The organism is Roseivirga sp. BDSF3-8 (assembly GCF_041449215.1).
In the GTDB taxonomy this organism is placed as follows: domain Bacteria; phylum Bacteroidota; class Bacteroidia; order Cytophagales; family Cyclobacteriaceae; genus JBGNFV01.
In genome coordinates, this window is the sequence record NZ_JBGNFV010000001.1 from 1,659,786 (window position 1) to 1,686,582 (window position 26,797).

General features: G+C 47.8%; 24 protein-coding genes. 16 read left to right on the top strand and 8 right to left on the bottom strand.

Annotated elements, in window-relative coordinates:
• The first annotated feature begins 18 nt into the window (after positions 1-18).
• A complete protein-coding gene (locus AB9P05_RS06625) occupies positions 19-1,566 on the top strand; it encodes a hypothetical protein (RefSeq protein WP_371908027.1) in 1,548 nt (515 codons plus the stop codon).
• Positions 1,567-1,627: 61 nt separating this feature from the next.
• Complete coding sequence (locus AB9P05_RS06630; RefSeq protein WP_371908028.1) at positions 1,628-2,455, top strand: hypothetical protein; 828 nt, start codon at positions 1,628-1,630, stop codon at positions 2,453-2,455.
• Positions 2,456-2,971: 516 nt separating this feature from the next.
• On the opposite strand, the gene AB9P05_RS06635 is transcribed toward AB9P05_RS06630, so the two are convergent.
• Both AB9P05_RS06635 and AB9P05_RS06640 read right to left on the bottom strand, forming a co-directional pair.
• Entirely contained in the window at positions 2,972-4,090 is a 1,119-nt protein-coding gene (locus AB9P05_RS06635) for a fatty acid desaturase (protein ID WP_371908029.1), read from the bottom strand.
• Between the two features lie 245 nt (positions 4,091-4,335).
• The gene (locus AB9P05_RS06640; protein WP_371908030.1) at positions 4,336-5,535 is read right to left on the bottom strand and encodes an acetyl-CoA C-acyltransferase; all 1,200 of its coding nucleotides are present in this window, start codon (positions 5,533-5,535) and stop codon (positions 4,336-4,338) included.
• Between the two features lie 50 nt (positions 5,536-5,585).
• On the opposite strand from AB9P05_RS06640, the gene AB9P05_RS06645 reads away from it, so the two are divergent.
• The 6 genes from AB9P05_RS06645 to AB9P05_RS06670 all read left to right on the top strand — a co-directional run bounded on the left by AB9P05_RS06645 (position 5,586) and on the right by AB9P05_RS06670 (position 11,211).
• The gene (locus tag AB9P05_RS06645; protein WP_371908031.1) at positions 5,586-6,068 is read left to right on the top strand and encodes a DUF4293 domain-containing protein; all 483 of its coding nucleotides are present in this window, start codon (positions 5,586-5,588) and stop codon (positions 6,066-6,068) included.
• Positions 6,069-6,163: 95 nt separating this feature from the next.
• Positions 6,164-6,556: a DUF4870 domain-containing protein gene (locus AB9P05_RS06650; RefSeq protein WP_371908032.1), complete on the top strand. Its 393-nt coding sequence runs from the start codon at positions 6,164-6,166 to the stop codon at positions 6,554-6,556.
• Positions 6,557-6,767: 211 nt separating this feature from the next.
• The gene (gene hemB, locus AB9P05_RS06655; RefSeq protein WP_371908033.1) at positions 6,768-7,751 is read left to right on the top strand and encodes a porphobilinogen synthase; all 984 of its coding nucleotides are present in this window, start codon (positions 6,768-6,770) and stop codon (positions 7,749-7,751) included.
• A 195-nt stretch (positions 7,752-7,946) separates the two neighbouring features.
• Positions 7,947-9,311 (top strand): CsgG/HfaB family protein, encoded by a 1,365-nt coding sequence (locus tag AB9P05_RS06660; protein WP_371908034.1) that lies wholly within the window; start codon positions 7,947-7,949, stop codon positions 9,309-9,311.
• A complete protein-coding gene (locus AB9P05_RS06665) occupies positions 9,292-10,611 on the top strand; it encodes an LPP20 family lipoprotein (RefSeq protein WP_371908035.1) in 1,320 nt (439 codons plus the stop codon). Before AB9P05_RS06660 ends, AB9P05_RS06665 begins: the two co-directional genes overlap by 20 nt.
• 21 nt (positions 10,612-10,632) lie before the next feature.
• A complete protein-coding gene (locus tag AB9P05_RS06670) occupies positions 10,633-11,211 on the top strand; it encodes a hypothetical protein (RefSeq protein ID WP_371908036.1) in 579 nt (192 codons plus the stop codon).
• Positions 11,212-11,304: 93 nt separating this feature from the next.
• Here AB9P05_RS06670 and AB9P05_RS06675 read toward each other — a convergent pair whose 3' ends face one another.
• The 4 genes from AB9P05_RS06675 to AB9P05_RS06690 all read right to left on the bottom strand — a co-directional run bounded on the left by AB9P05_RS06675 (position 11,305) and on the right by AB9P05_RS06690 (position 15,257).
• Positions 11,305-12,228, bottom strand: a complete 924-nt coding sequence (locus AB9P05_RS06675) for a rhomboid family intramembrane serine protease (RefSeq protein WP_371908037.1) — start codon at positions 12,226-12,228, stop codon at positions 11,305-11,307.
• 2 nt (positions 12,229-12,230) lie between these two features.
• Positions 12,231-13,025 carry a rhomboid family intramembrane serine protease gene (locus tag AB9P05_RS06680; RefSeq protein WP_371908038.1) on the bottom strand — a complete coding sequence of 265 codons (795 nt, stop codon included), beginning with the start codon at positions 13,023-13,025 and terminating at the stop codon, positions 12,231-12,233.
• An 18-nt stretch (positions 13,026-13,043) separates the two neighbouring features.
• Entirely contained in the window at positions 13,044-14,915 is a 1,872-nt protein-coding gene (gene mutL / locus AB9P05_RS06685; RefSeq protein ID WP_371908039.1) for a DNA mismatch repair endonuclease MutL, read from the bottom strand.
• A gap of 69 nt (positions 14,916-14,984) precedes the next feature.
• Complete coding sequence (locus AB9P05_RS06690; protein WP_371908040.1) at positions 14,985-15,257, bottom strand: hypothetical protein; 273 nt, start codon at positions 15,255-15,257, stop codon at positions 14,985-14,987.
• A gap of 66 nt (positions 15,258-15,323) precedes the next feature.
• Between AB9P05_RS06690 and AB9P05_RS06695 the strand changes: the two genes are divergently transcribed.
• The 8 genes from AB9P05_RS06695 (at position 15,324) to AB9P05_RS06730 (ending at position 25,597) form a co-directional block, all read left to right on the top strand.
• On the top strand, positions 15,324-18,296 hold the full coding sequence (locus tag AB9P05_RS06695; protein WP_371908041.1) for a glycoside hydrolase family 3 N-terminal domain-containing protein: 2,973 nt from the start codon (positions 15,324-15,326) through the stop codon (positions 18,294-18,296).
• On the top strand, positions 18,293-19,438 hold the full coding sequence (bshA, locus tag AB9P05_RS06700) for an N-acetyl-alpha-D-glucosaminyl L-malate synthase BshA (RefSeq protein WP_371908042.1): 1,146 nt from the start codon (positions 18,293-18,295) through the stop codon (positions 19,436-19,438). Before AB9P05_RS06695 ends, bshA begins: the two co-directional genes overlap by 4 nt.
• Before the next feature lie 107 nt (positions 19,439-19,545).
• On the top strand, positions 19,546-20,181 hold the full coding sequence (locus tag AB9P05_RS06705; RefSeq protein WP_371908043.1) for a sterol desaturase family protein: 636 nt from the start codon (positions 19,546-19,548) through the stop codon (positions 20,179-20,181).
• A gap of 34 nt (positions 20,182-20,215) precedes the next feature.
• Positions 20,216-21,070: an SDR family oxidoreductase gene (locus AB9P05_RS06710; RefSeq protein ID WP_371908044.1), complete on the top strand. Its 855-nt coding sequence runs from the start codon at positions 20,216-20,218 to the stop codon at positions 21,068-21,070.
• A 24-nt stretch (positions 21,071-21,094) separates the two neighbouring features.
• Positions 21,095-21,859, top strand: coding sequence for an NRDE family protein (locus tag AB9P05_RS06715; protein WP_371908045.1), 765 nt, complete (start codon positions 21,095-21,097; stop codon positions 21,857-21,859).
• 451 nt (positions 21,860-22,310) lie between these two features.
• A complete protein-coding gene (locus AB9P05_RS06720) occupies positions 22,311-23,408 on the top strand; it encodes a VWA domain-containing protein (RefSeq protein WP_371908046.1) in 1,098 nt (365 codons plus the stop codon).
• A 33-nt stretch (positions 23,409-23,441) separates the two neighbouring features.
• Positions 23,442-24,971, top strand: a complete 1,530-nt coding sequence (locus tag AB9P05_RS06725) for a magnesium chelatase (protein ID WP_371908047.1) — start codon at positions 23,442-23,444, stop codon at positions 24,969-24,971.
• Between the two features lie 110 nt (positions 24,972-25,081).
• Positions 25,082-25,597, top strand: coding sequence for a hypothetical protein (locus tag AB9P05_RS06730; RefSeq protein WP_371908048.1), 516 nt, complete (start codon positions 25,082-25,084; stop codon positions 25,595-25,597).
• On the opposite strand, the gene AB9P05_RS06735 is transcribed toward AB9P05_RS06730, so the two are convergent.
• Positions 25,526-25,924 (bottom strand): MerC domain-containing protein, encoded by a 399-nt coding sequence (locus AB9P05_RS06735; protein ID WP_371908049.1) that lies wholly within the window; start codon positions 25,922-25,924, stop codon positions 25,526-25,528. The genes AB9P05_RS06730 and AB9P05_RS06735 overlap by 72 nt on opposite strands.
• 327 nt (positions 25,925-26,251) lie before the next feature.
• Complete coding sequence (locus AB9P05_RS06740) at positions 26,252-26,677, bottom strand: Fur family transcriptional regulator (RefSeq protein ID WP_371908050.1); 426 nt, start codon at positions 26,675-26,677, stop codon at positions 26,252-26,254.
• Positions 26,678-26,797 lie beyond the last annotated feature (120 nt).

A 26,797-nucleotide genomic window follows, 5' to 3' on the forward strand; every position in this document is an offset into this window, starting at 1 on the left:
AGAAACCAACCAGCGATAATGAAGAGACTACTACTTCCTGCACTCCTTGGTGTTTTGCTTCTAAGCCTGGCCTGCGCTGATCAGGAAGCCATAAGCCCATTGGAAGCGCTCGATAACCCCTATGCCAGGGTTGATCACCTGATAAGCACTGCCCGCGCCACATACGAGACCGACCCTAAGGAGGCAGAACAAGCTGCTTTAAAAGCACTGGAAATAGCCAAAGCCGAATACTACCTGAAGGGCATACAGAACAGCCATAACGTGTTGCAATGGGTTTATCTTTATAGACTGCAAGACAATACAAAAGCTACTTATCACCAACAAGAATATGAGATTGCCAGTCATAAGCTAGAAAAAGTACAGGATATTGGGGCACTAAACTACTCCAAGGGTCATCACCTTTATGCTCTTGGGAAGTATACTGAGGCCACTCCGTTTTTATTTGAAGCTTATGAAAGCTATTTAGAGACTCGAGAGCCTGAAAAAGCAGGCTATAGTCTTTACACTATTTCACTTATTTTTCAACAGACTGGCTGGCCGGAAAAGGGTATTCAATACCTTAATAAGATACACTTAGATGAAATACCTGCTTCTTTTCAGGTAAGTGTACTAAAGCTCAAAGGGGTACTTTACTATGAGCTCCAGCAGTATGATAAGGCAATAAGTAGCTATACTGAGGGGATGTCTGTTGCTAAAGCGGAAAGAGACAAGGTAGCCACTCTTAAGCTGATGAATGCTCTAACATTGCCCCTTATAGATTCGAAAGCATACGATGAAGCGCGCCGAATCATAGGGGAAGGCAAGTCCCTGGCGCAGGAACTTAATGATAGAGAAAAGCTGGGAGAGGTACTACAAAAAGAAGGCCTGCTGTATGAACGGCTGGGAGCTTATGAACGGGCAATAGAGGCCAATAAAACGGCAGGTGGTTTATTCAGGTATGCGGGCAACCAAGAGCGTATGGCTATGGTACAACTGGACTTATCTCACCTACATAAACTGAAAGGGGAGTATGAAAAGGCTCTGGCCGCAGGGTTGGAGGGTACGGCTTTGGAGAATATAAGCCACCAGACCAAAACGCAGCTTTATAATAATCTGAGCACTATCGCCCAACTGAATAATGACCAACTGAACCACTTTCGCTATGAAAACGAGGCGCTGAGAATGGAGAAAACAAGCCTTGAAAACAGCCACCACGTGGGTGTGCACAAGGCAGAGCTGGACTACCGTACCATGCTGGAAGACCGGGCACTGGATGAGCTGCTGGTGACCCATGAGGAAAACAGGTTTGCCTATGACCTCAAGCGCTATGCGATACTGGCCAGCGTGGTGCTGATGGCCTGTGTGCTGGTGATGTTCCTGCTAAACCAGGGCCCTATGCGCCGCTATGATAAGCTGCTGGGTATAATGCACCAGCGCATGATGCACATGTATGACGAGGTGGGCAAAAGCATGGAACGCCTGAATAAGCTTTTTCCCCTGGCGAATGCTATCCATAAACCTGCCCCGCCCGATGAGCATGACATACACCGTAAGCGCAACCAAAAGGGCGGCACCGAGGGGGAATGACCCGCAGATGCCTGAGGCGTAGCAAAAACTCTTTGATCTATCTTAACTGACTCTCCCTGCAATGGGTACTTTTCTTACCATTCCCCTGATTATATGGGCTATGCCGGCCGTGGCACTGGGTGTGTATGTTGCGCTAACGTATGTACGGGCGCGGCAACTGCAAACAGCGATACACAATACCCGGGCGGTAATGGCGGCTACGGAAAAGCTGCACCGCGGCCTGGCGGTACGATACTATGTGCAGCGAAAGCACGAACTGAAACGTACGCTATATCGCTGTAACCGGTCCCTGCTGGAAAAAACAACGGCACTGGCCCTGGTAGAGCCACAGCGTAAGCTATTCGTCCATGCGATGAGGCTGCTTGACCTGGTGCAGGACCTGCCTGTAGAAGAGGTGCTGGCGGTGAAGGATGCGATCATACTGACCTCGCGCGGAGGGAAGGCGATGCAGGCAATGCGCCACCTGCTACATGATGATATAGTGGCGGAGCGGGGGATATATGGCTCGGTAAACGGATACTTCAGGTTTATCATAAAAGAGACGCTGGATGTAGTGGAGGTATACTGCAGCGATCCGGACAGGCGCTACCCGCTGCGTGTGGAAGAGGACATAACACTGGCGGTGCTGCAGGTAATGATGCACATGATATTTGACCGGACGCCTACGGCAATAGTAGTACACCTGGACTACTATGATGACCGGATAGAGGCGACGGTGAGGGACAATGACCCTTCGGAGGCTAATGTAGACTTATGGGGGGCCAACCTGCCCGTGATACCAGACTCGGCGGTGTATGCTATACGCATGGCCAAAGAGTATAATGGATATTCGGACATGGTACAGCACTATACTGAAGGCTTGTGCCTGCGGCTGGTGGTGCCTGTTTAATGAGAGAGTGTTGAGTTAAGAAGTTATGCTGTATACCCGTAGAGGCGCGATTAATCGCGACTTGTGGCGGATAGCAGAGGGTTGGGTAGTGAGTGAATTGATGAGTAACAGCGTTATTGAATAATAGAGTTTTGAGTGTTTAGTTATGAGTTGGATAGGGAGACGGGGTGCTGGTCGGAAGGCGGGTGCCTTTTTTAATAGGTGAATTTTGAAGGGGGGAATTGATGAGTAATAGGGTAATTGAGTTATAGAATAATAGAATGCAACAGGATATCTGATCTTTTCTTTATCTACCTACCAACACCCTCTGACCCACCCGCCTTTACGGAGTCATTTCCCATACTGAAGACTTGTCAGCAAACAATCACCAGGTTATACGGTTAATAATATAATTCCACTACCTAAGGAACTTTAAATAAAGCTATTTATAACCGAACTCTATACGTAGCATATAGAAAAACCCCGGCCCTTTACAGGAGCCGGGGTTTTGTATTTTATGGCTGTGCTGCCTGGCTATCAGGCGCCTGCAGTGGCAAGCTTGCGGTCATAGCGACCGGTGCCGAGATCATTAAGTAACCTGAAGTGACTGGCTAGTGCATGCACGAAGGTCTTATGCTGGTAGTATGGTATACCGTACTCCTCAGCTGTTTCTTTAACGATCCTGGAGATTTTTTTATAGTGGACGTGGCAGATATTAGGGAACAGGTGATGCTCGATCTGGTAATTGAGCCCACCAATAAACCAACTAAAGATACGACTGCGGTGAGCAAAATTTGAAGTGGTACGCATCTGGTGTATGGCCCAGTGATTTTCAAGGCTCCCTGCCTCATCGGGCATCATAAATTCGGTTTCCTCAAGTACGTGAGCGGGCTGGAATATAAGCGCAAGCAACAGACCGCAAATAAGGTGCATCACTACAAAACCAATAAGTACCTGCCACCACGCTACGGAAAGCACAAGCATAGGTACGACGAGGGTGATCACGAGGTATCCGACTTTATTGAGTATCACATGGGTAAGTCCGCCGCCAAAGGAAACGCCCTGCTTATCGAGCAGGCTGTTTTTCTTATACCTGACCAATTGCTCAAAGTCTTTGCTGACCAGCCAGTATAATGTCATGATGCTGTAAAAGAAGGGAGCATAGTACAACTGAAACCGGTACATTTTCTTGTGGGCCTGGTCCGGGGAAAATCGCATCACGGCATTGGTGATGTCTTCATCATGGCCGTGCACGTTGGTATAGGAGTGGTGCAGTACGTTATGCTGTATTTTCCAGTTCACGTGGTAGCCCCCGATGAGATTTACCATATAGCCGAGCGCATTATTGACCCATGCTTTCTTGCTGTAAGACCCATGGTTTGCATCGTGCATAATAGAGGTACCTATACCTGACATACCAAAGCCCATGAGCACCCACATGACCATCATGCTCCAGAAGGAGCTTACAAGACCGGTGACGAGTACCAGCAAGGGCACAAAGTACAGCGCCAGCATGAAGGCAGTTTTTACTTTCATGCTGCGGTTTGCATACTTTGAGATATTATTTTCTTTGAAGTAGCTATTTACCCTTTTTCTCAATGCACTGAAAAACTCGGGTTGATTATGATTATTAAACCTTACGGCCTGCATTTTCATATAGTGTGATATGGTTAAGCCCTTAAATATAAGAGCATTTAAATGGGTTTGTGGATGAAAGTGCCTTTTTTCGGTAAATTCCTGATTTTGCGAAGCCCGGGCATGAGGCTGTTACATGCCCCGGGAAAAATGTGTAACGAAGTAAGTGGATAATTAATTTCCTTTTTTCCGGCATATTTATTTTCCGGAGAAAAAATTGCCCACTAACCGGCAGCTAGTGGCCTGTTTACTACTGAATTTGGCAATTAAGATACATTTTCGAAGATTATAGCCGCCCCCTGGCCTACTCCGATACACATAGTGGCCAGTCCATAGCGGGCGCCACGTCGCTTCATTTCATGAAGAAGGGTAGCAGATATACGGGTGCCACTGGCTCCCAGGGGGTGCCCTATGGCAATAGAACCGCCGTTTACATTTACTTTTGCAGGGTCAAGTTCCAGCTCTCTCATGCATGCAATGGACTGGCTGGCAAAGGCTTCGTTAAGCTCTATCAGATCGAGGTCCTGAATAGTGAGGCCGGCCCGCTTCAGGGCTTTACGTGTAGCAGGGACGGGGCCTATGCCCATTGTTTCCGGCCTTACACCGGCTATGGCTACGGAAACCACCCGCGCCATAGGTTTAATGCCGAATCGCTTAAGGCTATCTTCTGAAGCGACTATGCTCATGGCAGCGCCGTCATTGACGCCGCTGCTGTTACCTGCTGTAACGGAACCGTCTTTTTTAAAGGCGGCTCTGAGACCACTAAGCACATCCACTGAGGAAAGGCGAGGGTGCTCATCAGCCTGGAAGATGATGGGGTCTTTCTTGCGCTGGGGAATCTGAACAGGTACGATCTCATCTTTAAACTTACCTGCTTCAAAGGCCTGCTGGTATTTTACCTGAGAGCTGTGAGCGAACTCATCCTGCTCTTTGCGGCTGATCTTCCACTCATCGGCTACATTCTCGGCTGTTTCGCCCATGGCGAAGGGGTGGTGCAGTTCTGCGAGTTTAGGATTTATAAAACGCCAGCCAATGGTGGTATCATATACCTTCTGATCACGGGCAAAGGCCTGCTCGGGCTTACTCATGACATAGGGTGCGCGGGTCATACTCTCGACACCGCCAGCCAGGTAAACTTCTCCCTCACCAAGCATGGTGGCGCGGCTTGCGTCCATAATACTTTGGAGGCCTGAGGCGCAGAGCCTGTTTACTGTCACGCCACCAATTTCCATAGGCAGGCCTGCCATAAGAAGGGCCATGCGGGCTACATTGCGGTTATCCTCACCAGCCTGGTTGGCTGCGCCCATGATCACATCCTCAATAGCGGAGGTGTCAAGGCCGGGATTACGGGCCACGATCTCTCTGATAACATGCGCGGCGAGGTCATCAGGGCGTACGCTTGCGAGGGTGCCGCCAAATTTGCCCACTGGTGTCCGGATGATATCTGCAATGTAAGCGTCTTTCATTTTCCTGCCTTTTATGTTTACTTTACGGCGCAATTTAACCTGATAAGATAATGATCCAAAGAGTCCAATCGCTCTTTCTAATAGGCATAGTGATATGCATGGTTTTATTTAACCTCTTTCTCATCTGGGAAAAAGCAGATCCTCAGACGGGTGAAATGATCACCCTTTCGAGTCTTACGCTTGCCTTTATGGATGCATCCGGGGACATGACCGAAGAGACGACATCGGTATGGTACCTGATGGGGCTTTCGATACTGGCAGGGGCACTGGCGCTTTATGAGGTATTCCGATATGATAACCGGCTGCTACAGATCAAGATTGGCTTTGCGAACACGATTTTGTTTATGGCTATAATTGGTATCAGCATTTATATAATTCTGAGAATAGGCGAGCCGGCGCTGTTGCCTGATCAGCTCGGCACGTTTGGTGTTGCATTCTATAGTGTATTTGTGGCTATGCTATTCAATAGCTTTGCTAACCGCTTCATCCGTCGTGATGAACGGCTGGTGCGCTCTGTAGACCGGATCCGGTAGGGTCCATTCTTACCCTTTGAGGCCCGGCTACAAAAGGAAGAGTGGGTTAGGTAAAAATCCGGTACCACTTTTGTATATTCTGCGTAAAATAGACCATGGAAAGAATTACCCCTATAACGACCGACCAAGAGGACCAGCGTAGAAGCCCTATCCCCCCTCATGAAAAGCAGTGGGCGCTGTGGTGCCACCTTTCCGGCCTGGCCGGGTTTATTATTCCCTTTGGCAATATCATTGCCCCGCTAATTATCTGGCAGGCAAAGAAGGATGAATATGCCAGCCTTGATGAACATGGCAAGGAGGTAATGAACTTTCAGCTAAGTATGACTCTATATATCTTTATTTCCTCTATCCTGATTATAGTGGTTATAGGTATCTTTGCCATGATGGCGGTGGGTATCGTATCCTTAATACTGACGATAGTAGCGGCTGTGGAGGTGGATAAGGGCAATTTTTACCGATATCCTCTTACTATCCGATTTTTAAAATAACGAATTGTACAGCCCGGCATCGCCCGGGCTTTTTTTATTGCTCCTCCCTGTTTTTTTGTCTGCCGCAGCATGTGGTAAGCCTCTCTATCCTGCAATAATTTATCTGAATGTGTCTACTGATATCAATTCCTTACTTTCAAATTACACTACACTTTTGGGTACCAGCGCATTAGGCTTTAATTTGCGTTAAAACCAAGATCAGGCCCAAACTATGCTTCAAAGACCCCGTAGAAACCGCAAGTCTGCCGCTGTGCGAAACATGGTGCGCGAAACCAGCCTTTCTGCCTCACAATTCATATTTCCCATGTTTTTGCTGTCCGGAAAAGGCCAGCGCTCGGAGGTAGCCAGCATGCCCGGCATCTACAGGCTATCGATAGATCTGATGCTGAAAGAGATCGAAGAGTGCATGAAACTGGGGGTCATGTCTTTCGATATTTTCCCTGCTGTACCTGATGAGCATAAGGATAAGTATGCCACCTATAGCTACGCTGAGGAAAACTTTTACCTGCATGCTTTATCCGCCGTAAAAAAAGAATTTCCTGAGGCCTGCATCATGACTGATGTGGCGATGGACCCGTATAGCTCGGATGGCCATGACGGCATCGTGGAGGATGGCCGCATACTTAATGATGAAACGCTGGACATACTTGGTAAAATGGCCGTAGCTCAGGCGCAGGCGGGGGCAGATATCATCGGCCCCAGTGATATGATGGACGGACGGGTGGGACACATACGCCAGGCCCTGGACGAGGCAGGGTACAGTGAGGTGAGCATCATGTCTTATACAGCTAAATACGCCAGCGCATACTACGGCCCTTTCCGAGATGCGCTGGACTCTGCACCGAAGTCGGGTGATAAGAAAACTTACCAGATGGATCCGGCGAATAGCCGTGAGGCCATACGCGAAGCGATGCTGGATGAAGCGGAGGGTGCGGATATGCTTATGGTGAAGCCTGCGCTGGCTTACCTTGATATCATCGCCTTGCTGCGCGAAACTACTACCCTGCCGGTAGCGGCCTACAACGTGAGTGGTGAATACTCTATGATCAAAGCTGCGTCTGAACGGGGCTGGCTGGATGAAAACCGGTGTATGATGGAGAAATTACTAGCCATACGCCGTGCAGGGGCGGATATTATACTAACCTACTTTGCGAAGCAGGCGGCTGGCCTGCTAAAGGAAGGATATAATTTCTAAAAAATTTTACTCTTTGAGGGAACTTTCCGCGGTTGTGGCATACAATTTGTTTTTAGTTAAACACAAACGGACGTCCCTTCAATGAATGACCGGCCAGGCCCTCGGGGTTGCGCAACGCTGGTCGCAGGCCGCTTCCCCTTCGGAAGCGAATCGGAAAAAAACTGTATATGAGTTGAACCTATACCCTTTTCAATCATGAACGGATTAAATTATCGTCTCGCTGCACTTATTCTTCTCCTGGTTTGTGCAGGCTGTGTAAGCTCAAAAAAGCTTACTGAGAGGGGCGACCTGGCCAACAGGGAGGGACTATATAAGGAAGCGTCCCAGTATTACCTTGAAGCCTTGCAAAAGGAGCTACATAATGAAGAGGCCCGCAGAGGTCTGCGCCGAAGTGGCCAGCAGTACCTGGATGTCATCTTAGGAGATTTTTACAAGGCGAGTGCTTCAGGTGACCGGGCTACGGCCGTGTATGCTTACCGCACGGCGGACGAGTTGTACAAAAGTGCTGCTAACGTATCTGTAAGATTGGAAAGGCCGGCTCACTACCAGACACTATACGATGATATTTTTGAAGAGTATAAGCAGGAGCTATATGACAGGGCGGTGGCCAGAATGGATGTCGGCCAGTTTGATGAAGCCAAGCAGGTACTGAATGAACTGTATACACTGGATGGCGACTACCGTGACACACCTAAACTGCGTCAGGTGGTGGTATTGGAACCTCTGTACATGCAGGCCTCACAGGCGATGCAATACGGCCGCTACCGCGAAGCTGTGTCAGCACTGGACAGAATAGAAGGCATAGACCCTGCCTATAAGGATGCTTCTGCCATCAAAACAGAGGCGGAAGACCAGCTAATGCTAACGGTGGCTATGCTGCCATTTCATAACCTTACCCGTGAGCGCATGATAGAGGACAAGCTTGCGGCGTATGTGCTGGGTAGCATCAATGATAAGCGAAACCCCTACATAAAGGTGGTGGACCGCCAGCATACGCAGTACATACTACAGGAGCAAAAGATGGGTATGTCTGGTCTCTTCGATCAGAAAACAGCCGCCCAGGCGGGCAGACTTATCGGGGTGAAAAGTGTGCTTATCGGCAAAGTGATCTCCTTTTCAGTATCGAAGGGAAACTGGCAGCAGAGCCAGAAGGAGGGGTATGCCGAATACTACACTACTGACCCTTATACAAAGGATAAGCAAAGGAAATTCAGGGATACCACCTATGTGGAGAATGTGCGCGTGGCAAGTGCCCGAATGAGCTTTCAGTACCTGCTGATATCGTCAGAAACAGGCGAGATACTGGGGAGTGACATCCTCACAAAGGAAACAAAGGCTGAAGAGGGCTACATTACTTATAAGGGGGATAAAGACGGTCTTTACCCTAAGAAAAACGGCAGGGTACTGCTGAGTGGTGAGGAAAAGAGCCGTCTGGATGACATGATCGAGCACCCCGGAGGCAAAGGGCTGCATATGGAGTCACTCTCCACGGGCTTATTCGAGGAGGTATCTGCCGATGTAGCGAAGCAATTAGACAAATATGAAAGGTCCAGGCAATGACATAATTCTTCTCAGTTTCCTGGTTCTGCTATGGGCGGGGGCCTGCGCTCCCTCCCTTACCAGTACGGGAACGGGAGATGGCAGGCCAGCCCCGGCATGGGTACAGCGCAGGCCTATGGATGCAGCCTACTACATAGGCATAGCAACCGTAGCCAAGCGACCGGGTGAGGATAACTACCGCGTGGCCAAGCAACTTGCCCTGGAGGATATGGCGAGTGAGATAAGTGTGGAGGTAAAGAGTACTACCACGCACTATGTGAGTGAAACGAACAGGCGTTACTTTGAAGAACAGTGGCAGTCACTGGTACGAACAAAAAGTCTGGAGCATTTGCGTGACTACGAGCCGGTAGATAGCTGGGAGGACGCTACGCATCTCTGGGTCTACTATCGCCTGTCACGGGCGGACTATGAAGACTGGCGGGCGCGGGAAAAGGCGAACGCGCTCACCTCTGCCTCGGAGTGGATAGACCAGTCGGCACAGGCAGTGGCAAACGGCCAGCTGCATCAGGCATTCAATTTTCTCGGAAAGGCCCGCGAGGCTCTGCTCCCGTTTCCGGAAGCTAACCGTGAGGGGGTGAGCCTGCAGTCGGTAGATAATAGGGCCATAGGACTGGCAGGAGGGCTGAAACTTAGCGCCAGACACATTGATAATGGTCCTCGCTGGCCGGGAGAGCCGGCAGCCCTGGTACTTGAGGCAACTTTCCGAACGGAAAATGTGGAGATGCCTGCAAGTGGCCTGAAAATTGTAGTACGTGATGCACTGGGCACCAAACGCTATGGTATACCTACCAATGGAGAGGTGAACCTTAGCGAAACAGCCAGCCAGATAGAAGTACGGTATGACTTTGGTGAATACCTTCACCTGCTTCCTGTACTCTCTAACCTGCGCCATAGCCAACAGGTGGCCATACCCGCCAGTCAAAGTGCTATCTACCTGAAGCCGGCGGCGGATACGTATTCGGTGAGGCTGACAGGTGAAGTTAGCAGGGCACTGGAAAGAGCGGGGTTTGTACTCGCACCATCGCCGGAAAAAGCGGAGTGGATAGCGGATCTGCAAATAGCCTGGCGACAGGATGTGAGGTATGGTATGTACACGGTATGGTGCAGCCCATCGGTGGTGCTAAGCCCTGTAGGGGGCAACGGATACCCGAGACAATGGGATATGAACGAAGCAAAAGGTGTGCACACTTCTCTGAGCGAAGCCAGACGGCTTGCAGCAAAAGAAGTGGAACAGCGCATAAAATATCAGACATATAAAGGAACTAGCCCCTCAGGTGATTATAGCAGGGGAAGTAATTAATCATTTTTAAATTCAACGGACATGAAAAACTCTATCTTCAACATTACTCTCAGCGGCATGGCCCTGTTCGTGCTTTTGGCCGTAGCCGCAGGATGTGGCAAAAAACAAGCTTTGCCTAAGGGTGAGGAGCTGGTGAGCGTATACTGCTCAGGCGATGAATACTTCAGCGACAAGAAGCACTTCCGTGCTAACGCGATTGGTGAAAGCATGGATCAGATGACCGCTAAGAAAAAGGCAACGGCCAATGCCCGCGAGGAACTTGCAGGTAGCATTCAGGTGACGATGAAGGCGGTGCTGGATAACTATGTAAACAGCCGGGAAGCCAACAATGTAGAGGACATTGAGGAGCGCTTCGAAGGCCTTAGCCGTCAGGTAATCAATCAGGTGCTGTCAGGTACCCGTACTATCTGCGAGAAGCAGACTAAGACTGAGTCTAATACATACAAGACGTATATGGCTATTGAACTTCGTGGTGATGATCTGGTACAGGCCATCAATGAAAGGCTGACTGAGGACCAGAAACTGCGTATCGATTATGATTACGAGAAGTTCAAGAAGACGTTTGAGGACGAAATGGAAAAGATGGAGAACAGGTACTAATCCTATTTGAGTGCAACTTCGTAAATGGAAAGAGGCTGACCGCTCCCGCGGCCAGCCTCTTCTTTTTTTTTTGAGCCCTCAATTGAATACGGTCTATTTGCCGGCATTGAATAGCTTTTGCTTTTCCTCTTTAGTGAGGCTTTCGTATCCTGAATCATTGATCTTATCCAGTATGGCGTCTATCTCATCCTGAGGAGTATTGTAGCCTGCTGAGGAACGAGAGGAAGTGCGTGAGCTACTTTTGCTATTGCTGCTTTTCTTTTGCTTACGGTGAGTAACGCGGATACGGGACCTGCCTCCAAAGCGCTCGCGGAAGAAATCGCTGATACGGGTGATCCAGCTACCAAAGTCTCTCCCTTTCTGAAGCTGCGACACATAAAGCCAGCCCATAAACGCACCACCCAGGTGGGCGAGGTTACCTCCTTCATTAGGCCCTACCAGGCCCATTATGCTGATAATCACATAAAAGAGGGCTATGTACTTAATCTTAACAGGCCCCAGGAATATGAGGAAGAAAGAATGATCGGGACGGAGGGTGGCTGCGCCGATAGTAACGGCATATACGGCTGCAGAAGCTCCCACCATGCCGGGGAAACCACTCCTGCCTACAAAATAAGGGATGGTATTGAAGGCTATGAGGTATAGGAATCCCCCTGCGAGTGCTCCCAGGATGTAGAGGTTAATGACGCGCTGTCCGCCAAGGTACTCCTGCACGATCTGCCCGAACCAGTATAGGAAGAGCATATTAAAGAGGATGTGGAATATACCTGACAGGTCATGCGCAAAGGCATAGGTAAGTATGGTCCATGGCCTGAGGATAAACTCTTCGAACAGGGGAGGGATGACGAACTGGTCGTGGATTACAGCAAATATACCTCCTGCGCCACTGAGCCGGAGTACGACACCGAGTACGCCGAGCAATACATACATTACCACATTGATAATGATGAGTTGTATGATCGCATTATTAGGCCTGCGAAAATTTTCTTTTACACTATTAAAAATACCACTGAACATGGTTAGTATACTCGTTTTTCTTTCCAGATTAGTTTCACTACTACAAACGCTACAATAGCGCCTGCAATATGTGCAAAGTGCGCAACATTATCACCCGGCGCACGCTGCAGACCTGCATATACTTCAAAGAACATGTAGGCAATGACAAGGTATTTGGCCTTGACGGGTATAGGAGGAAACAGCAATACCAGCATGAGGTTTGGAAATAGCAGGCCAAAAGCGGCCAATATGCCAAACACAGCCCCGGAAGCTCCGACCATGCCACTGGTACGGCCAAGCACATTAAATAGCTGAGTGGCTACCTGCTTCGTCTGTTGCCTTAGTTGGAGGCTTTCAGGATTTCTGTCATATTCATTAGCAAGGCCACTCAGGCGGGGGTCCTGGCTGTATCTGGGGACATTTTCAGACAGGAAGGCGTAGAAGTTAGTGGGAGTGGGCTCTGCGAGGTATGTCTGCACATCTTCTTCAAAAGATTGCCGCTCGTGGTAGTTCCATGCCCCATAGAGTACACCGGCCCCTACCCCTACGGCAATATAAAAGGCGAGGAAGCGATTAGCCCCCCATTTCTGCTCAAGGAGAGGCCCAAAAATGACAAGGGCAAACATATTGGTGAATAGGTGCCACCATCCTGCATGCAAAAACATGTAGGAGAAGAACTGGTAGAAGGCGAAGTTTTCGGTCCGGAATGTATATAGCGCAAAAAGTTTATTAACTGCTCCTCCTAAAAACAAATTCAGCAGCAGCATGGCCACGTTTATGATAAGGAGCATTTTGACAACAGGAGTAAATCTGAACATAGGCTTATGCTATGGTAGTTATGCGTTAAAAAAGCTACCTATCTTATCCATCGATAATAAGGCAAACGTCTGCCCGCCATCCGGGCTGTAGTTGGGATTAGAACATGCAAACAACTGGTCTATCAGGGCTCTCATTTCTTCGGGTTGCAGCGTCTGGCCAGGTTTTACGGCTGCCCGCTTTGCCATAGACCGTGCCAGGTTCTCGTACTTATCCAGGGAAAGCTGTGACCTGAAGTCTTTATACTGGTCTATCAGCCCCTCAAATAGCTCCTTTTCATTCTGGCCTTGCACATCTGCAGGTACCCCATTGATAATAAGTGCATTGTGGCCAAAAGGCTCAAATGAAAACCCTAGCGCGTGTATCTCATCCGACAATTCCATTACGAGAGAAAAGTCAGAAGGGTTTAATGTGACTGTCTGCGGAAACAGGGATTGCTGACTGGCTCCGGACTGGCTGCTTAAGGTTTCGAGGTATTTCTCAAACATGATACGCTCATGTGCAGGCTGCTGGTCTATCAGCATGATGCCTGACTTGACCTGTGTACAGATATACCGGCGGTGTATCTGAAAAACCACCTGTGCATCTGCATGGGTTTTTTCTGAGCCTCCGCCGGCACCCTCCATGCGGTTGGCCGCACTCTCCAGGGTAAGGCTCATTCCCTCTGTGCGGGGAGCGGACTGTGCGGGTTCATCCTCCAGGCCTTCGTATAGTTTCTGCCACTCTCTATCGAAGCCACGCTTATCGGGGAAGCGGGGCATGGAGACTTCTCTGGGGGCAGACCGGAAGGGGGACTCTCCTCCCCTGCTGTCAAAGTCCTTATCGCTAAAAGAAGGGGCTGAAGGGCCGCTACCGATCGCGGAGAAGTTAACATCCTGATCAAAATCCAGTGAAGGGGCAATATTATGGGTACCCAGGGCCTGCTTTACGGCTGCCCGAATTACGCCATAGACGGTGCGCTCATCGTCAAATTTTATCTCGGTCTTGGTGGGATGAACATTGATATCAATATGTGTAGGGTCAATCTCGATGTACAATACGTAGAAAGGGTAATGATCATCTCTCATTAACCCTTCAAAGGCATTGACCACTGCGTGGTTGAGGTAGTTATTCTTAATGTATCGGTTATTGACGAAAAAGAACTGTTCGCCGCGTGTCTTCTTAGAAAACTCCGGCTTGCCTATATATCCGTGTACATTCAGGTGGGTGGTATCTTCGGTTACCGCCACCAATTGCTCACGGTAGTTTTTACCAAACAGGCCTACAATCCGCTGGCTAAGCTTGCCTCCTGGCAGGTTGTATATCTCCAGATCATTATGATAGATGGACAGGGACACCTCGGGGTTGGCCAGTGCCACACGCTGAAATTCGTCATTCAGGTGGCGCATTTCCACCGGGTTGCTCTTCAGGAAGTTACGGCGGGCCGGGACGTTGAAAAAAAGGTTTTTTACGGAAATAGTGGTGCCCTGGGTGAGCTGTACAGGCTCCTGTTTTTTCACTTCGGAGCCTTCTACGGCAATGCATGTGCCGAGTTCATCCTCACTGCGGCGTGATTTCATCTCTACCTGAGCGACGGCGGCTATGGAAGCGAGCGCTTCACCACGAAAGCCCATTGTGCGAATGCGGAACAGGTCTTCTGTCTCACGAATTTTGGAGGTTGCATGCCGTTCGAAGCTGAGCCTGGCATCTGTTTCAGACATACCAATGCCATTATCAGTCACCTGGATGAGTGACTTACCAGCATCTTTAATGATCACCTGAATCTGAGTACTCTTTGCATCGATTGCGTTCTCCAGAAGCTCCTTCAGTACTGAGGAAGGGCGCTGGACTACTTCTCCTGCCGCAATCTGATTGGCTAGCGCATCTGGGAGGAGGCGTATAATGTCCGACATGAACAAGGGGTTGAAAAAGCCAGGAAAAAATTACTTACCCAAGGCTTAGGTCTAAAGCACAAATTTTGCTTAAAAATACAAGTAAAGAACGGCGAAAACCAAAAGGGTCACCATCAAAACGATCTGAAGGGTGCTGGTCTTCCTGTTTTCTCTTGCTCTTTGGCGAAAACTATCTTCAATAATACTTTCCCTGTATTGATCCGGGGATTTTTTCTGTTCTAATTCGCGTTTAATCTCCATCTTACGCTTATGAATATCCTCTTTTACAGGATCATAGAACCTGGGATCAATATTAAACCGTTGATTTCTAGGAAGGCGGCCCTGAAAGGGAAATTTTAACATTTTTTTTAAATTCGATCGTTACAAATTTAAACCATATTCGTTAGACGGTAAATTGGAAACGCCTGTATGTTGAAAAAAGTTTGTGTGTTGCTGGTGTTGTTAGTGGCATTCCTCTCCGCCTTTATCTTTCCAGCTAATGATGCTGAAAATACCGATACTGCCAGACAAAACGGCTGGGTGGACAGTGTATTCAATGAGCTGAGTGATGACCAGCGAATTGCCCAGTTGATTACAGTGGCCGGCTATTCTAACCGGTCTGAGTCTCACTACCAGGAAATCGAGAGCCTGGTACGCACCTACAATATAGGAGGAATTTGTTTTTTTCAAGGTGATCCGATCTCACAAGCAAAACTTACCAACCGATATCAACTGGCTGCCGCGACCCCTATTATGATCAGCATGGACCTGGAGTACGGGCTGGGAATGAGGCTGGACAGCACTATCGGTTACCCCAACCAGATGACCCTGGGTGCATTACGTGATGAAAGCCCGGTCTATAAAATGGGTGCGGAAGTGGCCCGGCAATGCGAGGAGCTAGGTGTTCATGTCAACTTTGCCCCGGTAGTGGACATTAATAGCAACCGGGAAAACCCGGTTATTAACTACCGTTCATTTGGCGAAAATAAATACAAGGTGGCCCGCCTGGCCGGGGCTTATATGCGTGGCCTGCAGGATAATGGTATTATCGCTACGGCCAAGCATTTTCCCGGTCATGGAGATACTAATTCTGATTCACACCTGACTTTGCCTGTGATTCGAAGTAGCCGTCAGCGGCTTGACAGCCTGGAGCTGTACCCTTTCCGGGAGTTATTTGATGAGGGTATCATGAGTGTAATGGTGGCTCATTTATATATCCCGTCCCTTGATGCCACACCTAACCAGGCCAGCACTTTGAGCCCAAAGATTATTAAGGGCCTGCTAAAGGAGGAGCTTGGCTTCGACGGTCTGGTGTTCTCGGATGCGCTCAACATGAAAGGGGTTGCCAAATACTTTAAGCCGGGGGAGGTAGCCCTTAAGGCATTACAAGCGGGCAACGATGTGCTGTTACTTGTGGAGGATGTGCCTGATGCTATTAAAAAGATCAAGACGGGACTACGCCGTGGCACGGTAAACCGAAAAGAGTTTAACAAGAGCGTGAAAAAGGTGCTGGCAGCAAAATACTGGGCCGGCCTGCATAGGCCTTATAAGCTCATAGAGACTCAGGGCCTTTTAGAAAGACTCAATACTCCTGAAGCATACCTTTTGAAGCAGAAGTTGCTGGAGGAGTCTATTACACTTGTAAGAGACCGTAATAATTTTCTGCCTGTTACTCACCTGGACACGCTGACTTTTGCGAGCCTTACGGTAGGAGGTGATGAGGAAAATATCTTCCAGGAGACGTTAGGTAAATATGCTCCTTTTACTCATTACCATATGAAGAAGGGAGGGGACGATATGGAGGCGTATACCTCGCTGTTTGAGCAGCTGTCTCAATATGAAACTGTAGTTGTAGGATTACGGGACATGCGGAACTCACGCAGGCAAAATTACGGGCTGGATTCTGCTGACATCTTTTTCCTGAGGCAACTGGGTAAGGAAACGAAGGTGATACTGGCCACTTTCGGTAATCCCTACGCACTGGAGCAATTCGATACGTTTGATCACCTCATCTGTGCTTACGAAGACAACCCTTATACTCTCAGTATTGTGCCACAGGTTATATTCGGAGCCTTACCCGCACGAGGGGTCCTGCCGGTGACTGCGAGTGAATATGCTGAAGTGAACCAGGGGCAAATGACTGACCCGATAGGCCGGATAGGATTCAGTATGCCGGAAGACGCTGGCATGAATTCGGCCGTACTTAAGAACATCGACCATATCGTGGAAGAGGGTATTGAAATGGGGGCTATGCCCGGCTGCCAGATAGTGATCATCCGGAATGGCAAAGTAGTGCATCAAAAAGCTTACGGGCACCTGACTTATGAGCGGCTGAACCCGGTAACGAATGCTACGGTATATGACCTGGCCTCTATCACTAAGGTAGCGGGCACATTGCAGGCAATGATGTTTCTGCACGGCCGTGACCGCCTGGATACGGACAAGAAGCTTAGCCACTACCTGCCTGAGCTTAAAAAAACCAATAAGCGCAATACGCGGCTAAGGGATGTGCTGATACACCAGGCAGGGCTACAGCCTTATATTCCTTACTGGAAGGAAACGGTAGACAACTTCGGGCCCAAGCCAGGATTTTATAGCATCTACCCTAATGAGCGTTTTCCAAAAGCGGTCAGCAATGGCATATACGCTTCTACCAGTTTGGAGGATTCTGTATATGAGTGGACGATAAAATCTGACCTTCTGCCCAAGGACCGAAAGACTAAATCTTATACGTACCGCTATAGTGACCTGGGTTACTACATGATGAAAAAGATCGTGGAAAGGGAGCTTAACCAGCCGATGGAGAGCTTTCTTGAGCAAAACTTTTATAACCCTCTTGGCCTGAGTACTCTTACTTATCAGCCATTATGTAAAATGCCTGTAGAGCGAATAGCTCCTACTGAAAATGATACTTATTTCCGCAATACGCTGGTAAGAGGCTTTGTACATGACCAGGGAGCGGCTATGATAGGGGGCGTGGCCGGCCATGCGGGCCTGTTCAGCAACGCGATGGATCTGGCTATACTGATGCAGATGAACCTGCAGGGTGGCATGTACGGAGGGGTAAATTACCTGAGCGGTGCCACTATTGAGGAGTTTTCGAAAAAGCAGAAAGAGGATAACCGCCGCGGACTTGGGTGGGACAAACCTAACCTGGAAACGGATGATGGTCCTACGGGGCGGTACGCTTCTCCGGCCACCTTTGGCCACACCGGCTTTACGGGCACTGCCGCCTGGGCTGACCCGCAGCATGGGCTTATCTATGTATTTTTATCTAACCGGATATACCCTGATGCCACCAATACAAAACTTATCAAGGAGAATATCCGTACTAGAATCCAGGATGTGATCTATGAATCCATGATGAGCTACGAAATGCTCCGGGAAAATAATGTACAATGAAAATAGGCATCGTTTGTTACCCGACCTTTGGCGGAAGTGGTGTAGTAGCCACCGAGTTGGGTAAGGCGTTGGCAAAAGAGGGACATCTGGTCCACTTCATCACTTACTCTCAGCCGACACGACTTGACTTTTTTAACGAAAATTTATTCTACCACGAAGTGGATATTCGCAGTTATCCGCTTTTTGAATATGCTCCTTATGAGTTGGCCCTTGCGAGCAAGATGGTGGATGTGGTGCGCCACGAAAACCTGGAACTGCTACATGTACATTATGCGATACCGCATGCTTCTGCGGCCTATATGGCCAAACAGATTCTTCTTACCCACGGCATAAAAATACCCGTGGTGACGACCCTGCACGGTACGGATATTACGCTGGTGGGCAAGGACCCATCATACGCACCGGTGGTAACATTCAGCATAAACCAGAGTGATGGCATCAGTGCCGTATCAAAAGACCTCAAAGAGGACACCTACCGCCACTTTAATATCACTAAAGATATTGATGTAATCCCTAACTTTATTGATCTGAATCGCTTTAAAAAACAGAAGAAAGATCATTTTAAAACGGCTATATGTCCGGAGGGTGAAAAGCTTATAGTGCACACCTCTAACTTCAGGAAAGTGAAAAGGGTAGATGATGTGATCCGCATCTTTTATCACATCCGGCAACAAATGCCGGTAAAACTGCTGATGGTGGGGGATGGCCCTGAGCGTCCACGGATAGAAAAACTCTGCCGTGAGATGGGCACTTGCCAGGACGTACGCTTTCTGGGCAAACTGGAGGCGGTGGAGGAGGTACTTTCGGTGGCTGACTTATTTATTATGCCCAGTGAAAAAGAAAGTTTTGGCCTGGCGGCATTAGAAGCCATGGCGTGTGAAGTGCCGGTAATATCATCAAATGCCGGGGGGCTGCCGGAGCTCAATATTCATGGTGTAACTGGCTTTGCCTGCGCAGTAGGTGACATAGATGACATGACCGAAAAAGCCCTTTTTATACTGGACGATGCCAACCTGGACACGTTTAAGCACAACGCACTGGAAAGGGCGAAAGAGTTTGATGTTCAGAATGTGCTACCTTTGTATGAAGAAATGTATCGCCGCGTTTTTGAAGATGTTACAGGGCAGGTGGCGGCCGTTTAACCCCGGAATATGGCCAGTAGTGAATGTAGCTGACCGGATGTTTTTAAAATATCTTTTTTAACCGGATCAATTTTTTAAATTTGAACTCGATTCTCTAGCTGGTAAACATGGCACAAACAGACTTACATAAAAAAATCAAACCAAGTAATAAGGGGAGTAAGCAGCTGTTCAATAACCCCTTATTGGAGCAGCTATCACGGACTCATATTTCTATCCCTCTGCTTATTTTTGGTGGTTTCTCTACATGGATGCTCTATCACGCATTTACGGCTACCTCTCTTAGCCCGGTTTTGGTTATAGGCATATTTCTGGCTGGGTTACTTATATTTACGTTTATCGAATATCAGGTGCACAGGTATGTATTCCACATGCTTACTGACACTCCACGCAAAGAAATGATCCAGTATAAGTTTCATGGTGTACACCACGAATACCCAAGAGATAAGGATCGCCTGGCTATGCCGCCCCTCCTTAGTGGTACCATCAGTGCAGCCCTCTTCTTTGTGTTACACTACTTTATAGGTGACTTTGTATTTGCGTTTCTCCCTGGTTTTCTGGTAGGTTATGCCATGTATCTGGGTGTGCATTATTCAGTTCACGCCTTCCAGCCCCCAAAAAACTTCCTAAAAATACTCTGGATCAACCATGGCATTCACCATTATAAAGATCCGGACCGGGCATTTGGTGTAAGTACTCCTCTCTGGGACTATGTATTTGGCACTTTGCCTAAAAAGAATAAATAAAATCAAAACCACCCCAGCGGTGGTTTTTTTTATTATGCATGAACCAACTAACTATAAAAAGACAGTAAGCATACTGGGGTGTGGCTGGGTAGGCCTACCTCTGGCTGAATTACTTATAAGCCGGGGCTACTTTGTCAGAGGCAGCACTACCTCGTCTGAAAAGATACAGTTGCTTTCTGCCAAAGGTATTGAACCTTACTTATTGGATATCCATAACCCACCTGCTGACAGCAGTGGGTTTTATGATTGTGATATCCTTATTGTCTCCGTACCTCCTTCATTACGGAAGGGTGTGGCGGGGGATGATTATGTAGAGGCCATGACCAGAGCTGCCAGGCAGGCGCTTAAGGATAAGGCCCGACAGGTAGTTATGATAAGCAGTACAGGGGTATACCCTGACACGAATGGTAAGGTCACGGAGGAGACACCCACTGCTACAGACGACAGATCGCAAGTGCTATACCGGGCGGAGGAGGCCTGGCGTAACGCCTTTCCTGAACGAAGCATTATACTCAGAAGTGCGGGGCTGATGGGGGCAAACCGGATTCCGGGTAAGTACTTTACCGGCAAGAAGGGCCTTACTACGGGGCAGGTACCGGTGAACTATATCCACCGGAGGGACCTGGTAAACATACTGGCAAAGTTCTGTGAAGGTGATTGCTGCTTTCCCGGCACATTTAATGCAGTAGCTCCGGAGCACCCGACCCGAAAGGAGGTTTACTTGCGGAACAGCGAGCAGTTCGGATTTGAAAAACCGGAATTTAATGCTGACGGCCGGTCGGATTATAAGGTGGTAAACGGGGATAAATTAAGGGATGAGCTTACCTATACGTTTGAGTATCCGGATCCACTTACTTTTACGTATGAGCCTTCCGCGCAGCAACCGTAGTATTAACTCTACGTAAACAGGACTGTGTGTACTATAACTTACCTACCTCTGAAGGGGGGCTACATACTCACGCAAAGCCGTGATGAATCTCCGCTGAGAAGGCCAGCTACATTTCCTCACTTTTTGGATAATGAGGCAACAGTGTATCCGAAAGATATGGAAGCGGGAGGTACGTGGATAGGGCTGTCAGCAAAGGGGCGAACTATGTGTGTACTTAACGGGGCTTTTGAGCCTCATGAACGAAACCCTCCTTATAAGAAGAGCCGGGGACTGGTAATGATTGACGCGTTACAGCACAGTAACAGCCTTGCCTTTACCCATGAGTACCGGTTTGAGGGAATAGAGCCTTTCACGATAGTATCAATAGAAGAGCCGGAGGGTAACGTATACGTATGGGATGGTCAGACTATGCATGCATCAGGTTTTGCATTGGATAAGCCCAAAATATGGTCTTCTGTGCCATTATACCCGGCAGATATCCGGATGGAAAGGGAAAGCTGGTTTGAAGCCTGGTATGAGGCAGAGTGGATACCGGCAATCCATAACCTTTCCGAAAATGAGGATAGTGAAAGATATATGGTGCGGACGGCCCGCACCTTTCACTACGATGAAGGTACCCGTGATCCAGATAATGCGATTATGATGGACAGACGAGGAATGGTAAGGACGGTCAGTGTGACTACTACGTACGCTCACAAGGGGGTGAGACGCATGTACTACCAATCAAGAAACGAGACTGAGCCTGATGCTGCGTCCGTCTCTATCCATCAGAATACCAGCAAAAAATAGATACCGGATACACTACTTTGAGTGTACAATAATATTTTTTAAACGCGCTCCTGCGAAGTCTCAGTTACAGGCTCTACATTTTGTTTTGTGTAGGTGGGACAAGTTTTGAAAGAGCAAGAAGAAACTGCAAACAATCCGATAATCCCCGCGAATACGATAAACTTCCTCATAATGATCTTAATTTAAATAGCCAGTGAATCAGTTTTATTAATATGATCCGGCTCAACCATTCCTCGCTATCAACATCCCGAATCACATTAACAAAAGTAAGCCTGACAGATGATTCCACCCGTTCGGAAAATATCCATTTATTACATCCATTTACTTTATGGCGATTTCCTATATTTTATTCAGCTTTTAATTCAAAATCTTCAAATGGAAAAATAAGGGCTGCGGGTCAGGTAGTTAAAAGCGGGGGTAACAAAGGACACCGAATATCGTTCAAAGGAGTATGTTAGGATACAGGTTTAGTGAGTTCGTTCCTGAAGAATCGGGTCAGAATGCGGACTTCGAGAGTCTTCTGAAAATATTTCTTCAACTGGTGACCATTACCGGCGGTGATGTGTCCGAAGCCCTTGCCTGGCTAAATAACCTGGACAAACAGTACAATATCACGTCTGATGAGTACGGCATGGGCAACTTTATCGATGACCTTAAGGGTAAAGGATATATTACGGATGAAAATCCGGAGGGTCGCTTTGAGATTACCGGCAAAAGTGAACAAACCATACGCAGGAGTGCCCTGGAGGAGATATTTGGCAAGCTAAAAAAGTCAGGGAAAGGCCAGCATAAAACATTTTACAGCGGCTCTGGTGATGAAACAAACACAGACCGAAGGGAATATCGATTTGGCGATACGCTGAATCAGATATCTATGACAGACTCGCTGCGAAATGCTCAGATTAACCACGGGCTGGGTGACTTCCGGATAACGGAGGATGACCTGGAAGTGATGGAGAATGAATACAAAACGCAGACGAGCACTGTACTGATGATCGACATCAGTCACTCGATGATACTTTACGGGGAAGATCGCATTACTCCTGCCAAGAAAGTGGCAATGGCACTATCGGAGCTGATTCTTCAGAAATATAAGAAGGATACCCTGGATATTATTGTATTTGGAAACGATGCCTGGCAAATAGAGATCAAAGATCTTCCCTACCTGCAGGTGGGCCCTTACCATACGAATACGGTGGCAGGGCTTGAGCTGGCAATGGACTTGCTGAGAAGACGGAAGAACCCGAACAAGCAAATATTCATGATCACGGACGGGAAGCCTACCTGTCTGAAAGTGGGTATTAAGTACTACAAAAACAGCTTCGGCCTGGATAAGAAAATACTTAATAAGACGCTGAATCTGGCTGCACAGTGCCGCAGACTAGATATTCCAGTTACTACGTTTATGATCGCCAGCGACCCCTATCTAAAGCAATTTGTGCAGGAGTTTACAGAGGTAAACAATGGAAATGCTTACTATAGCAGCCTTAAAGGCCTGGGCGACCTGATTTTTGAAGACTACCGACGAAACCGCCGAAAGAACTTTTAACACATTTCACACCGCTAAGAGCCAATTCATTTTATGACAGAATATAAGGATCTGAATGCCGACCAACTGCACAGGATCAATACGCTGGGTCAGCTAAAGGCCACAGGCTACTCGCCCCGGTCAATTAAAAAGGAACTCCGGGACAACCTGGTAGAGAAACTGCGAAAAAAAGAAAATGTATTTGAGGGCATCTGGGGATATGAAGATACGGTAATACCTGATATACAACGCGCCATACTCAGCATGCACAACATGAACCTGCTGGGACTGCGTGGCCAGGCCAAAACGCGGATAGCCCGCATGATGACGCATTTGCTGGATGAATACATCCCCGTGCTGAAGGGCTCAGAGCTCAATGATGATCCTATGCAACCTCTGAGTCGTCATGGACATGACATGGTGAAGGAGATGGGTGATGATGCTCCTGTAAGCTGGCTGCACCGCAGCGACAGGTATACGGAGAAGCTTGCCACCCCGGATGTTAGTGTGGCGGACCTGGTGGGTGATGTGGATCCTATAAAAGCAGCCACACTTAAGCTGCCTTATTCTGATGAAAGGGTACTGCATTATGGCCTTATCCCACGCTCTCACAGAGGGATATTTGTAATAAATGAGCTACCTGACCTTCAGGCGAGGATACAGGTAGCCCTTTTTAATATACTTCAGGAGGGTGACATGCAGATCAGGGGATTTAAGCTGCGTCTACCCCTGGATATCCAGTTTGTATTTACAGCCAACCCTGAAGACTATACGAACAGGGGTAGTATAGTTACTCCTCTGAAAGACCGTATTGACAGTCAGATCATAACGCACTATCCTATGAGCCTGGATATAAGCCGAAAGATCACAGAGCAAGAGGCTAATCTGCAGGGAGAGCAAAAAGAGGCTGTTTTTGTGTTTGACGAGGCCCGTGACCTTATCGAGCAGGTGGCTATAGAGGCCCGTGACAGTGAATATGTTGACCCCAAAAGCGGGGTATCGGCCAGGCTCACCATTTCTGCTTTTGAAAACCTGGTAGCTGCTGCCGAAAGAAGGCGCCTGGTAAATGATGAGGGTAATACGCATGTGCGACTTACTGATTTTCATGGGGTGGTACCGGCTATCACCGGAAAGGTAGAGCTGGTATATGAGGGTGAACAGGAAGGTGCAGGCATCGTGGCGCATAACCTCATTGGTAAGGCAATCAGGACACGCTTTGCTACTTTATTTCCGGACCCGGATGAATTCAGAAAGCAAAAGGATAAGAACCCTTACCGGGAGGTGGTCGAGTGGTTTGGAGAAGGCAATGTGCTGGATCTGATGTACGATGATAGTGAGGAGACTTATCATGAAAAGCTTGAGTCTGTCCCAGGCCTTTCTAACCTGGTAAAGGAAATACACAAAAAGGAGGAAGGAAACTTCAGGTATTTTCTCATGGAATTTGCGCTCCATGGTTTATCAGAATATAGCCAATTAAGCAAAAAGCAAATACTAAAAGGCACTCAATTCAAGGATTTATTGAGTAGCATGTTCTCTATGGATGCTCCCGGCCTTGACGACGAGGATGAAGACGATGACTATTGAATCATTTCATCTCTGTAAATAATACAATTATATTACATAGATAGGGTAATCGTATTTAGCTGCCTAGCATTTGCCGGTAGTGTCCTTACCTTTTGAAAAATATTTTGGCTATGGGCGATATATTATTCATTTGTACGGGCAATTACTACCGGAGCAGGCTGGCTGAGATACTATTTAATCATTATGCCAAACAAGAAGGGCTTTCGCTAAGAGCATATAGCAAAGGACTTGAGGCTTTTATTAAACGTAATACGGGACCTATATCCCCGCATACGCTGGCCTATCTGGATGCACTGAATATTCCGTGGCCTGAGGTAGTTCGGGAACCGGTTCAGCTAAAGCAGGAGGACTTCGGAGGGTACCGGGCTCTGATATTTATGGACGAGGCTGAACATCGGCCGATGGTAACTCATTATTTTCCTGAATATACTGACAAGGTGCATTACTGGCAGGTACAGGATGTGCAGTTTCGCGACCCTGACGACGTATTACCTGAATTAGCCAGGAAGGTGTCTGAACTGGTTAATGACTTATGCAGTCATTACCCGCAACCTTCATCTGAAACAGGCTTTATTTCGGCGATAACAGAAAACATTGATCAGGTGAAACACTACCAGCAGAAGTGAGGCGAAAAGGCCAACCACACGGAATGCCGCACCGTATGTATGTAAAACAACCATAACTGAAAACAAAAGGCCGCATGACCACATGGCATACTGAAGCCACTGCCGATCCAGGTTGCGTGTGGAAAAGTAAATGGCGATGAGGGCAAGAATTACGAATAGGTAATCCAGCCCGTGAAAGGAATGCTCAAGCCAGGCGGCTGAATTACCAGTGGCAGCAAGGAAAACGGGGAATGCCAGACAATGCATGATACACAAGCCTGAACTGATTATTCCCATAATGTCCGAACGTCCTTTTCTCTGCATATAGCGTTTGCAATTAAGTCGCATGCTTACCGAAACTATGATAAAATAGTTTCCGGGGTGAGCACTTGATAGCCAAACATGAGGCTGCTACTATCCCCTTCAGACCCGAAAGTCTTTTACAATGTACGTAAATAAATGCGACATTGTTGCAAATGTATAAAGTAGTTTTGAATTAAAAAAATTCATTTTGGGTCACATATCAGCCCTAAAACAAACTTTACACTGTCAACTGATTTATTACTGCCTGAAATTATTGCATATCAATTGCAGCTAGACTATATTTGTTATATCAATTAAGATAGATTTGGAATTTATTTGTGAAAAAGGCCCTCGGTGAGGGCCTTTTTCCTTTTATGCTGTTGAGTTACATTCTTTACAGGTACCAGTGATTAAAAATTCACTTTTAGTTTTCTCATAGCCTGCAGGAAGTGAGGGCTCATAAATGGGAAACTCTGAGAGGCAAACAGTTTTTTCACATTTCTCACACTGAAAATGAATGTGGCTTTGAAAACGATCTTTCTCTTTTAGTACAGCCTGATCCAGCGCGTACTTGGTTTCAGACCCAGCGAGGTTGACACGATGGATCATACCCTTTTCATCAAATGCTTTTAGCGTTCGGTAGAGTGTAGCGCGATCGTAGTGCTGCTGCAGATGATAGAATATCTCCTGCTGGGAAAGTGCTAATTCGGCATTACTTATAAAAAACCGCAGTACATCCTCCCGGCATTTTGTTTTTCTCAGATCGTAATGATCCAGTATAGTAGCTGCTTTACTCATTTAAATCTGTGTCTTCCATTGCTAACGCAAAATGGCCCGGGGTAATTCCGGTGCCTGCTTTCAAAGATAGAATTATTGTATTTCCGCTAAAACATTTGACCAGCCAACCTTTTTGTATTC